This is a genomic window from Maribacter vaceletii, assembly GCF_003634105.1.
Taxonomy (GTDB): domain Bacteria; phylum Bacteroidota; class Bacteroidia; order Flavobacteriales; family Flavobacteriaceae; genus Maribacter_B; species Maribacter_B vaceletii.
The window spans coordinates 1251661-1264133 of record NZ_RBIQ01000007.1; the positions used below are offsets into that span (position 1 = coordinate 1251661).

Below are 12473 nucleotides of genomic sequence, written 5' to 3' on the forward strand. Positions count from 1 at the left end.
TAATTAGGGCTTGGTTGGATTAATAACCGTACCGTCTTTTAATTTGGAAACACCTTCCAGAACTATTGTAGTTCCTTCATTTATGCCCTTTTCTACTATATATCCTTTTTGAGTTGTAGTAATGATATTTAAAGGCAATGTTGTTACTGTGTTGTCTTCTTTTAGCACATATACCAACTTTTTACCCTGTAAGTCAATTGTAGCTACTTGCGGTATTTCATATGCATCTTTATATACAGTAGGTATTTTAATTTTTCCTGTACTACCACTACTTAGTAAGTTATTTTCATTATTAAAATCTGCTCTAGCAGTAACACTACCAGTAGTGCTATTAATAATAGTATTTATCATAGCAATTTTACCATATTCAGGATAATCTTTACCATTAACCATAACAAGAGTTACTTCTGGAGCTTTATTAACGTCCATAACATTGTTATTGTTTTTAGGCATAGATTCTTTTAATTTCAATAGCTCTTTTTCGTTCATTGAAAAATAGGCACGTACTTGACTAATGTCTGATACCGTTGTTAATGGCTGTGTCATTGTAGAACTTACTAATGCTCCAATTTTAAATGGAATTTCGCCAATATAACCATCTACTGGGCTTGTAATTCTTGAATAATTAATAGTAGAAGCCACACTTTCATAACTGGCTTTAGCTTGTTCTAAATTTGCTTTAGCTGTCTCTAATTGTACATCACTAATAATACCTTTTTCAACTAATGGTTTAAGTTTATTAACTTCAACTTGTGCAACATTTACAGATGCTTTAGCAGCATTTGCATCTTGATTTAAAGTTTGAGTTTCTAATTTAAAAAGTAGCTGTCCTTTTTTAATTTTTTGACCTTCTTCTACATAAACTTCTTGTACAAAGCCAGATACTTTTGGCCATATTTCTACATTTTGTTTACCTTCTAAAATTGTAGAAAACTCAGTATACACTGTAATGTCTTCTTTATTTAATTTCGCCACACTTAAACTAGGTGCTGGCGGAGCTGTTGCAGTTGTATTTTGTGTTGGCGTTTTTGAAAAGCAAGAGCTTAATAATAAAGCGATGCTTAAAAGTCCTATAATTGATAACTTTTTCATTTTGAATGGATGTTTTGATTTAATGTTTTCCTTTTGTTAAAGCATTGTTAATTCGTAATGTTCGGTAAAAAACGAACCAAATTATTAAAAAAATAGTAATAACTATATCTTCTTTAATTTATTAATTGAATCTTTAAAAACTTCTTTATTATTTTTTAAGCATGTTAAATAAATATTTTTCATTTCTTCATCTTCATTATACCTTTCTGGGTTATGTTTTTTAAAATAGTCTTGTACTTTATTAACTATAAAAGTTTCTTTCTCTAATTTATTTAATTCTTTATTTAATTTTTTAATAAAAAAGGAGCCTTTTACAGCAATTTTAAAATACCTTTTTCGGTCACCAGATTTGGTAAAATAATTAATAAAACCTATTTGTAATAATAAATTTAATGCTGTTGAAATAGAACTTTTACTTGCACCTCTTTTTACCTTACAATCATCAAATGTTAAGCCTGTTTCCTCAGTTATTACCAAGTTTGCAAAAATCCTTGCTGCTAAGGGGGGTAAAGAATATTCAGACTCAAAATGGATACCCATTTCTTCAATTAAAGCTCTTTTTTCTTCTTCTTTATCCATAATTCTAAATAATTATAGTACAAATATATGATTGGTTCTGTATAAAACAAACTAAAAGAACTTAAGTTTTTGTTAAAAAATAAAATTTTAGATTTATTTACCTAATATACCTTGCTTGTTAATTGTAGGAATAGTTGTTAAACTAGTATTATTTATAGTATTTTTTTTGAACAAGAATTTTTTCTCGAATAAAACTCCGTCTAAATAGAAAGTAACAAAGAATTCATTATTAAGTTTTAAAACCTCGTCCTGAACAAATTCTAGTTTAGCAAAAGATTTAGGTTCTAAGCCAGCCATACTATGACGTAACGGAGCGGTTTTTATATCGCCATCATATCCTTTAGAAACCACAAAAACAAGCTCAATAGGAGTGTCTTTATTATTTAGAATATAGGCATTCCATTCTTTTGCTTTAAAATCATTATTATACTCGTAGATTAAAGCAACATGAACATCTTTTACTTCTGGAATTTGAATATCTTTTTTCAAATGGTAAACGTATTAAAGGGCACTTTTAAATTGTTCTAAGAAACGAACATCATTCTCACTCAATAATCTTATATCTGTAATTTGATATAATAACATTGCAATACGGTCTATACCCACACCAAAAGCAAATCCAGAATATTCCTCCGCATCTATACCACAATTTTTTAATACGTTAGGGTCTACCATACCACAACCACCAATTTCTAACCAACCAGTTCCTTTGGTTATTCTATAATCCGCTTCAGTTTCTAACCCCCAATACACATCTACTTCGGCGCTTGGCTCTGTAAAAGGGAAATAAGATGGGCGTAACCGTATTTTAGATTTCCCAAAAAGTTCTGTTGTAAAGAACTGTAACGTTTGTTTTAAGTCTGCAAAGGAAACATTCTTATCTATATACAGACCTTCTATTTGGTGAAAAAAACAGTGTGAACGTGCAGAAATTGCTTCATTCCTATATACTCTACCAGGGGATATAGTACGAATTGGAGGTTTATTATTTTCCATATAACGTACTTGTACCGATGAGGTATGCGTTCGTAATAAAATATCAGGATTTGTTTGTACAAAAAATGTATCCTGCATATCTCTTGCAGGGTGATATTCTGGAAGGTTTAATGCTGTAAAGTTATGCCAATCATCTTCAATTTCTGGTCCTTCAGAAACATTGAACCCAATTCTAGAAAAGATATCTATAATTTGATTCTTTACAATAGAAATAGGATGGCGAGCCCCTATATTTGTTGCTTCACCTGGGCGAGTTAAATCGCCATATATTCCAGTTTCTGCTGTAGTATTGTCTAAAGCACTTTTCAATGTGTTAACTTTTTCTTCTGCAGTTTTTTTAAGTTTATTTATAGTTTGCCCAAATTCTTTTTTTTGTTCATTTGGAACATTTTTAAACTCTGCAAAAAAGTCGTTTAACAACCCTTTTTTACCTAAATATTTTATACGAAAACTCTCTACAGCTTCTTTAGATTCTGTTGTAAATTTTTCTACTTCGGCAATGTGCTCTTTAATTTTATCAATCATGACTCTTTCTAAACCAGCAAATTTAAAACATTTAGAGCAGTAGCAATAGGTTTTTAACCAAATATGCTACTGCTCTACTATAAAATTAATCAAATATTTACCCTTTTACATTCTCTTTAACCCAAGCTAAACATTCATCAAACGTGGTAAAAATATGTTCTTTAGGTATTAGGTCAGGAATAATATCTATACGCTCCATCATGTATTTAGGTTGTTTTAAAACATCAATCAATAAAACGGTTATATTAGAATTTTCTAAGTCTATTAATACGTCTTCCATGGCATACAAACCAGACTGATCCATGTATGGCATTTTACCCATTCTTATAATTACCGCTTCTGCAGTATTAGGAATTTGAGAAGCCATTTGTTGAAACTCACTTGTAGAACCAAAGAATAGGGGTCCTTTAAGATGCTTAATAAAAACTTCTTCTTTTAGTTCTTGAGGGAAATTTTTCTCATCTGCCCATGCTTTTTCTTCAGAAAGAGTTTTTACATCAGAACGTTCTGCAGTAAGATCTCCAATTTTTTTCATGAACATTAGAGATGCAATTACTAAACCAACGCCTACTGCATATACTAAATTCCATACCGAAGAAAGCACTAATACTACAAGCATAATTAAAACTTCTGAACTTAATTTTAAAGGTCCAAGTTTAATATCTCTAGGTAAACTTGGAATAGCCTTTAATCCTTTATAATCCATTACTCCAATACCTACGGTAACTAATATTCCTGCAAGTACTGCTGCTGGTATTTGTGATGCTACAGGCGCTAGAGCAAGCATTACAACTAGTAGCATAATACTAGCTACCATACCTGATAGTTTTGTTTTACCCCCCGCTTTAATATTTACCACAGTACGTATAGTTGCACCCGCACCAGGGATTCCTCCAAAAATGGCTGCAATACTGTTGCCAATACCTTGACCAATTAATTCTTTATTTGGTTTATGTTTTGTTTTGGTCATATTATCTGCAACTACCGATGTTAATAAGGAGTCAATTGAGCCTAATAAAGCTAAAGTAAGAGCAGTAAAGATATAGGGAGAAATAGAACCGATTTCAAAATTGGTAAATATGCCTAGATTAGGCATTGGAAATCCAGACGGAATTTCATCTATGGACCTATATTCTAATTTGAAACCATAGGCAATACCAGAGACAATTAATAAAGCAACAAGTGTACTAGGAATAACTGTTGTTATGCGTTTAAACCCGTATATAATAAGTATGGTTGCTAGTGCTAAACCTAGCTCTAACCAATTTATATTTTGTAATGCCCGGCCAATAACTTTTAGTGTTCCTAAAACACCAGAAGCTTCTTTTTTAGCCAAGGTCTGTGACTCTTTTAGAATATCATCTTTGGTTATTTTTTCAGCTCTTTTAATAGTTTCTTTAAAATCTTCTAATACCAATATATTTTCGGCAGCTTCTTCTTTTAGAATATTTTCTAAAATAACTTCCTCTGCCTGTGCTTTAAAACCATTTACATAGTCGGTATCCTCTTTAGGATAATAGCCTACAGCTGGGAGTATTTGGGTAACTAATATAATTACGCCAATAGCTGTCATAAAGCCAGATACAACAGGATAAGGAATGTATCTAATATATTTTCCGATACCCAATAAACCTAGTCCAACTTGCATTAATCCGGCTAAGAAAAATATAATTAGAATGGCAGGTAATGCTTTTTCTATAACACCATCGTTCATAGCAATTATACCTGCAATAACAACCATACTAACTGCAGTCATAGGGGCAGTTGGCCCAGATATTTGTGTGCTTGTACCTCCAAATAAAGCAGCAAAAAAGCTTATAAAAATAGCACCGTATAAACCAGCACTTGGTCCTAGACCAGAAGAAACACCAAATGCTAAGGCTAGTGGTAATGCTACAATACCGGCAGTTATACCACCAAAAAGGTCTCCTTTTATGTTAGAGAATAAATTTTTCATGTAAAGGTTAAATTTATATGTAATTATAGATTCTAAAAATTTAGTTAAGGAGAGTTTTCTTTATAAAAAATAAAGTTATTTATTTTTTGTGTATAAAACTTCATGTAATAGACAAAAAAAGAGTCTTGATTTTATACCAAGACTCTTACTATATACTATTTGTAGTATTAATGATTAATAAAAATCTACACTACCCGTAGAAACATTGTACATAGCTCCTACAATTTTTATTTCACCCTGTTCTTCCATTTCGGCTAAAATTTTACTTCTTTCTCTAATGTTCTCAATTGTTATATGAACATTTTTTTCAGAAACGGCATTTACAAATTCTAAATTTTTAGAATTTCTTATGCTTTCATCTTTTGGTTCTTGAACGGCAGCAACAGCTGGCTCAATCTTGTTTATTAACGCTGTAAGATTTCCCATTCTTGCATGGTCACAAGCACCTTTTATAGCACCACAACTTGTATGGCCTAAAACAACAATTAGTTTTGTTCCTGCAAGTTTACTTGCGAACTCCATACTTCCTAAAATATCTTCGTTAACAAAGTTTCCTGCAATTCTAATACTAAAAATATCACCAAGACCTTGATCAAAAACTAGCTCGGCAGACACTCGTGAATCTATACAACTTAAAATAGTAGCAAATGGAAATTGTCCTTCACTAGTATCATTCACTTGTTCTAGTAAATTTCTGTTTGCTTTTAAATTATTTACAAACCTTTTATTTCCCTCTTTTAAAAAATCAAGAGCTTTTATAGGGTTCATGGTTGCTTGTGTTTCTTTTGTATGTGCTTTCATATGTTATTTACTTTTCTATTAAAAATGGTTTAGCTTAAGCTAGTATTTGATTTTGGTCTTAGTTTAAAAAACTCAATAAAGCTATCTGGGTTTTCAACAGTGCCTCGTTTTGAAATTAACTTAATATCAATATTTCTTTCTTTAGCTTTAAATGCAAAATCTTCTAAGATTTCTATAATATCGTTATCTAAATATCTAGTTTGCCTTACATCTAATTCTAAATAGGTATTTTCTGGCAAACTATCTAGCTCTTTTAAGATAGCTCCTTTGTTAAAAAAAGTAACTTCTTCTGCAAGGGTCATTTTAATTTTACCATCATCAAGATTTTCACCTTCTTTATGTAAGAAGTGTGAGTTTTGAAAGTTTTTAAGTAGAATAATAAAAATACCTACTGCTAAACCTAAGCCAATACCCAATAATAAATCTCCAGTAATAACCATTGGTAATACCGTTGCCATAAATGGTACAAACTGCTTCCAACCTAACTTGTACATATTTACAAAAGTAGATGGCTTTGCTAATTTAAATCCAACTATAAATAATACTGCTGCAAGTACAGCTAAAGGTATTTGATTAAGTAATGTAGGAATTAAAAGAACAGATACTATTAATAATAATCCGTGAATAATTGCAGATAATTTAGTTCTTCCTCCAGATTGTATATTTGCAGAACTTCTTACAATTACCTGAGTTATTGGTAAACCTCCTATTAAACCAGAAACGATGTTTCCTGTTCCTTGAGCAAATAATTCTCTGTTAGTTGGGGTTACATTTTTATGCGGGTCTAACTTATCTGTAGCTTCTACACATAGTAAAGTTTCTAATGAAGCAACTAAAGCTATAGTAAATGCAGTAATCCAAACTTCCGTATTTGCTATGGCTGCAAAATTTGGAAAAGTTATTTGCTCTTTAATGGCATCTATGCTTCCTGGTACTTTTACAAGTTGATCTATGGCTAATTCTAATGAACCTCCTTGCGTTACTACATAAAATATAATACCAAAAACAACTGCTACTAATGGCCCTTGTACTAATTGAAATATTTTTCCTTTTTTAGAAAGTACATTAGACCATAAAAGCAATATTCCTAATGCAATTATACCAACTACGGTTGCACCAATACTTATGTTGCCGCTTATTAGGGCATTAATAGCTTTTAAAAGTCCAGATATTAAATTATCCCATTCTACTTGTAGAAGATCAAAGTTACCTTTGGGATTTTTACCCATTCCAAAAAAATAGGGAATTTGTTTTAGAATAATAATTATTCCAATACCTGTAAGCATTCCTTTAATTACAGAGGAAGGAAAGAAATACCCAATAATACCTAATCGTAATACACCAAATAGAATTTGAATAGCTCCACCAAGTACTACAGCTACTAAGAAGTTTTCATAGCCTAAGGAGGTAATTGCCACTAATACAATTGCGGCTAAACCTGCAGCAGGACCACTTACTCCAATTTTAGACCCACTTATTGCACCAACAACAATACCACCAATAATACCAGCAATTAATCCTGAAAAAAGTGGTGCTCCACTGGCTAAGGCAATACCTAAACATAAAGGTAGTGCAACAAAAAATACGACAATACTAGCTGGTAAGTCTTTTTTTAAATGTTTAAACATGTAAATAAATTATTTGAGCCCTAAATAATTTAGGACAAGATTAGTTAAATAGAAAAAACGAGAATAACTAACTTACCAGGTCAGGCGGAGGGGATAATACTTCTAAGGATAAATCTTGATATCCTTTTCTATTATAATTGCTAATTATTGAACTTACAAAAATAGCAACCATTGAAAAGTCTAAGGAATTTTCATTAACGAATTTTTCTTCTCCCAATGATTTTTTACCAGACTCTTGCTCTTCTTCATTAAGATTGGTAATTACAATTGGGTTTTCAACATCGCATAAGGTTATTATGCTTGGTGCAGTAACTGCAAAAAGCCATAATATAAGTAAAGTAATGCGTGCAAAAATTTTCATATACTAAAATTCGATGGTAAATATAATGCGCATTCGATTAAAAACTGTTAACAAACTTTTAAAAATCTTTAAGTAACTTAATATCTTCAGCTAATAACCAGCCAGTTTGCCCATCTATTAACCCTATTTTTCTCCAATTTTTAAGTTCTTCTAGAACATTTACTTTGGTTCCAGAGTGTAATCTAAATAGTTCTTGACCACTTTTATTTGGGTCCGATTTAATTACAACTTCTTCTGTAAAAATTATAGCGGGTTGTTTAGCATTAAACTCCTTGTACTGTGCATAGGCAAATACTAGACTAGTTATAACCATAAACAACGATATAATACTTCCTATAAAAGCAGCACGTTTTTTTGTGGAAAACCTGAAATGTTTAAAAGCAATATATAATAAAACAAATAAAAAGATAAATAAAATTGCAATATAACTCCACTGATCAAAGGAAAAAGTTCCTATTATAGATTTGTAAATTTTAGAAAATTGTGTCTCAGGAAGTGTTTCAAAAGCATCTAAAGTCATGTTTTGAGCATAACTTAGGTTATTTTTAATTTCACTGTCATTAGGTTTTAAAAGTAACGCTTTTTCAAAATAATAAATACTTGGAGCTATTTGGTTTAATTTATAATAGGCATTACCAAGATTATAATATACTTCAGCAGAATGCTCCCCATTTTCCACTATTTTTAAATAATTCTCTATAGCCTTGTTATAATTACCATTATTATATGCCGTTGTAGCATCATTAAATAGAGTAGTATTTTGAGCGTTTCCTAAAGTACTTAAACAAAGAACAAATAGGAATATTAATTTTTTTAGCATACCTATAATTGTTTATCCATTAATGAAATTACCTCACTAGCTTTGTCATAATCTTGTTGCATTTGCACATTTGAGAATGGACTATAACGTGCTGCTTCACAATTCTTAAGAAGAGAAATAAATTCATCTATAGTAGCTGTATCTACCTTCTTTTCTGACAGTAAAACTTGAATTTTATCTTTACTAAATTCGGATGTTTCTATCTTTAATTTTGCTTTTAAATAATTATGTAAAGCTTTTTCTAATGCAACATAAAATGCATCTTTGGTTCCTAATGTTGCTTTTGCTTTAGATAAATATTTTTTAGCTAATTTATTTGCCTTTCTAACTTTATTACCAACCACATCATTAGTAATAGCCTCTCTTTTTTTACGTAGTAAAATATACATAGGAATTAACAAAAGAGGAAGTAGTAACCATAAGTAAAAAGGAGTAGAGCCAAAAAAGTAATTAGACTTTATAGCTTGTAAACTTGTTTTAGTTTTAATAAAATGAAATGCATTATTACTAGAAGATACTACCTGTTTGTTATTTGAATTAGTTTGATTTGTAGCGGAAGAACTTGAAGGACCTTTTATTACATTTATTAAAATTTCCTCAGAATTTTCTGTAATGTACTTTTTAGTTTTTGGATTAAAGTAACTAAAAGAAATAGACGGTATTGGGTATTTGCCTTTATAAGCTGGTACAATAGTATAACTATCACTAACCTTCCCTTGCATACCAGCTAAATTTGTTCTTATCCCTTCTTTAAATTCTGGCTCATATACTTCTAATGAACTTGGTAAATTAGGTTTTGGAAGTTGAAAAAGTTTTAAATTTCCTTTACCACTAACCTCTACTTTAGCTTGTAAAGATTCTGATGCATTTAATTGTGTTTTACTAGTGGTAACTTTAAAATCGAAGTCGCCAACAGCGCCACTAAAATCTGCAGGCTTTCCTTTTTCTGGAAGCGCTTTTACATTTATTGTGCGTTTACCGGCAGAAACAGTTTTATTAGTTTGGGAGTATACTCGACCACCAAAAAAATCTCTCTTGTTTGTAGGAACATCTACAGTTACCTCAAGCGATAAAGGTTCTATTTCTAATTTTCCTGATTTTTGAGGGTATAGTACCACACGTTTTAATACTACGTAGCGATATGCTTTTCCTTTATAGGTTCCATTTTGTGCATTGAGTCTAGAAACTTGAATATCTTGACTCCAAAAATTATTGTACTTAGGATTGTCTAATGGTCGGTAATTAGAAACACTTATTTGTGGGCTTACATATAATTTATAAACTACACTTACTGTTTCATTTAAATAAGGATTAGTCTTTGAAACTTCTGCAACTAAATGTAAATTGTCATCTGCGATAGCATCTGCAGATTTTTCTCCATTTGGTTTATCTACAGCAGCAGTTACTTCTACCGTTTTAGCTAAAGACTTATATATTTTACCTCCTATAACAATAGAGGCCTGTTTTATAGAAAATTTACCTCTTGCCGTTGGTGCTAAAGTATAAGAATAGGTTTTGGAATAACTACGAACGCCATTTATCCAGGAAGAGCTAATAGATTGGGAAGGGCCCATTAGAACTCTAAAGCCACTAAAGTCTGGAGGCGTAAAGTTGTCTCCATCTTTATTCATAGCAAAATCTACCCGCAAACGTTCATTAATACCTAGCTTATTTTTACTAAGTTTCATTTCAAAAGTAACGGCACCCTTATCTTGAGCCTGTGTAAATAGGCAAAAGAAAACTAAAAATAGCAGGGGAATGTTTATTTTAAATAGTTTTGGCATTACCAGTCTTTTTCGTTTTTAACTTTAGCTCCTTTTACTTTTTTAGCGTCTATTTTATCTTTTACTTTTTTCTCTTCATTCTGCATAGCTTCTAGCAAATTTTGGACCTGTTGTTTAGATAATTGATTAGGTCTAGGCTGTGCTTTTTCTTGTTGTTGCTCTCCTTGATTAGGTTGTTTTTTATCCTCTTTTTTCTCATCACCTTCTCCTTCTTTGTTATCTTCTTTTTCCTCTTCCCCTTGATCGCCTTTATCTCCTTCGTCTCCGTCTTTTTTCTCCTCCTCTTTGTCCTTATCTCCTTTATCTCCCTCGTCCCCGTCTTTCTTGTCTTTATTTTTGTCTTCTTTATCCTTCTTGTCTTGTTCTTTTTTATTTTGATCCTTATCCTGATCTTTATTTTGGTCGTTCTTTTGCTCGTCTTGTTGTTTTTTTAGCATTTCTTTTGCAAGAGCTAAATTATAACGTGTTTCCTCATCTTTAGGATTATTTCTTAAAGCTTCTTTATAGGCTTCAACAGCTTTCTCATATTCTTTACGTTTCATAAATACATTACCCATATTATGGTATGCCTTATGTTTATCGGCTTTGCTAGTAGCTACTTCTCCTGCTTGTTTAAAACGCCCAAAAGCTTCACTATAGGTTTCTTTTTTATAGTAAGCGTTTCCTAAATTATAAGGAGCAGCAGCATTTTCAGAGCTTTTAGAAATTGCTTTTCTGTATTCTACCTCTGCATCTACAAATTTATCTTCGGATAAATTTTTATTTGCATTCCATGTATAATTTTTTGAAGCCTCTAAAGCCTTGGCTTTTTCTTTTTCCTCTTCTTGAGAAATACCAAAATAACCAAATAGAAAAACAATAAGTAAAATATATTTTTTCATTTTATTCTTCTTCTTTTTCGTTAAACAGGTTAAGTTTCTTTAACCACTTAGTTTTTTTATCTAACACAAAAATATCTAAAAAGAGAAATAAAAGAGCCGCTCCTAAAAACCATTGAAATTGGTCTTTGTATTCTGCAAATTGTTTTGCTTCAAACTCAGTTTTATCCATTTTTATTAGTTGCTCCTTTATAAAATCAACCGCTTGTTCTGTATTGGTTCCATCAATATACTCTCCATTTCCATCATCAGCAATATCTACCAAAACTTTTTCATTAAGTTTTGTAATAACAACCTCTCCTTGAGAGTCTTTCTTTAAAGTTTCTACAATACCATTTCTTTTTATTGGTATTGGGGCTCCTTTTTCTTTACCTACACCAATTGTAAATATTTGTATACCTTCTTCGGTAGCTTCTTCTACAGCATCAGATGTTAATCCTTCGGAGTGGTCTTCTCCGTCAGAAATAATAAATAATACTCGATTGGTTTGCTCTTCATCATCGTAATAGGTTGTTGCAAGTTCTATAGCTTCATTTATTGCCGTACCTTGAGAGGTTAGCATATCTGTGTTCATACTTTGTAAGAACATTTTTGCAGCACCATAATCTGTTGTTATTGGTAATTGTGGATAGGCTTGCCCTGCATATGCAATTATACCAATACGATCACTTCCTAATTGGTTTATAATTTCGGATACTAATCTTTTTGCTTTTTCTAATCTGTTAGGAGCTATATCTTCTGCTAGCATACTTTTAGAAACGTCTACCGCAAAAACAATATCTACCCCTTCTCTTTTTACAGTTTCTAGTTTGGTTCCTATTTTGGGGTTTACCAAACCAATAACTAATAAGGCAATGCCTAAAAGCAAAAGAATTAGTTTTAGGGTAGATTTAAAATGCGATTTATTAGGCGTTAATTTTTTAAGCAATATAGGGTTGCCAAATTTTTTCTGTGCTTTTTTCTTCCAGATTAATGCCAATATAAATAAGACAATTATCACTGGAATGATAAATAACAGATAGAAATATATTTTTTCGTCGAACTGAATCATA

Annotated in this window: 12 protein-coding genes; all 12 read right to left on the reverse strand. The window is 31.3% G+C overall.

From position 1 onward, the window contains the following. Positions 1-3: 3 nt before the first annotated feature. On the reverse strand, positions 4-1092 hold the full coding sequence (locus CLV91_RS05080; RefSeq protein ID WP_121064602.1) for an efflux RND transporter periplasmic adaptor subunit: 1089 nt from the start codon (positions 1090-1092) through the stop codon (positions 4-6). 102 nt (positions 1093-1194) lie between these two features. Beyond that, the gene (locus CLV91_RS05085; protein WP_121064604.1) at positions 1195-1671 is read right to left on the reverse strand and encodes a GbsR/MarR family transcriptional regulator; all 477 of its coding nucleotides are present in this window, start codon (positions 1669-1671) and stop codon (positions 1195-1197) included. A 93-nt stretch (positions 1672-1764) separates the two neighbouring features. After that, positions 1765-2160: a hypothetical protein gene (locus CLV91_RS05090; protein WP_121064606.1), complete on the reverse strand. Its 396-nt coding sequence runs from the start codon at positions 2158-2160 to the stop codon at positions 1765-1767. A 12-nt stretch (positions 2161-2172) separates the two neighbouring features. Beyond that, complete coding sequence (gene pheS / locus CLV91_RS05095; protein WP_121064608.1) at positions 2173-3192, reverse strand: phenylalanine--tRNA ligase subunit alpha; 1020 nt, start codon at positions 3190-3192, stop codon at positions 2173-2175. Positions 3193-3289: 97 nt separating this feature from the next. After that, positions 3290-5149 (reverse strand): SulP family inorganic anion transporter, encoded by a 1860-nt coding sequence (locus CLV91_RS05100; RefSeq protein WP_121064610.1) that lies wholly within the window; start codon positions 5147-5149, stop codon positions 3290-3292. A 174-nt stretch (positions 5150-5323) separates the two neighbouring features. Next, positions 5324-5950, reverse strand: coding sequence for a carbonic anhydrase family protein (locus tag CLV91_RS05105; protein WP_121064612.1), 627 nt, complete (start codon positions 5948-5950; stop codon positions 5324-5326). 29 nt (positions 5951-5979) lie between these two features. Next, positions 5980-7578 carry a SulP family inorganic anion transporter gene (locus tag CLV91_RS05110; protein ID WP_121064614.1) on the reverse strand — a complete coding sequence of 533 codons (1599 nt, stop codon included), beginning with the start codon at positions 7576-7578 and terminating at the stop codon, positions 5980-5982. Between the two features lie 67 nt (positions 7579-7645). After that, positions 7646-7939, reverse strand: coding sequence for a hypothetical protein (locus tag CLV91_RS05115; RefSeq protein WP_121064616.1), 294 nt, complete (start codon positions 7937-7939; stop codon positions 7646-7648). A gap of 58 nt (positions 7940-7997) precedes the next feature. After that, positions 7998-8759 carry a tetratricopeptide repeat protein gene (locus tag CLV91_RS05120; RefSeq protein ID WP_121064618.1) on the reverse strand — a complete coding sequence of 254 codons (762 nt, stop codon included), beginning with the start codon at positions 8757-8759 and terminating at the stop codon, positions 7998-8000. A gap of 2 nt (positions 8760-8761) precedes the next feature. Continuing rightward, positions 8762-10543, reverse strand: coding sequence for a BatD family protein (locus CLV91_RS05125; RefSeq protein WP_121064620.1), 1782 nt, complete (start codon positions 10541-10543; stop codon positions 8762-8764). Beyond that, complete coding sequence (locus CLV91_RS05130; protein ID WP_121064622.1) at positions 10543-11424, reverse strand: tetratricopeptide repeat protein; 882 nt, start codon at positions 11422-11424, stop codon at positions 10543-10545. The genes CLV91_RS05125 and CLV91_RS05130 overlap by 1 nt, the downstream gene beginning before the upstream one ends. Before the next feature lies 1 nt (position 11425). Then, positions 11426-12472 carry a VWA domain-containing protein gene (locus tag CLV91_RS05135; protein WP_121064624.1) on the reverse strand — a complete coding sequence of 349 codons (1047 nt, stop codon included), beginning with the start codon at positions 12470-12472 and terminating at the stop codon, positions 11426-11428. Between the last annotated feature and the right edge of the window lies 1 nt (position 12473).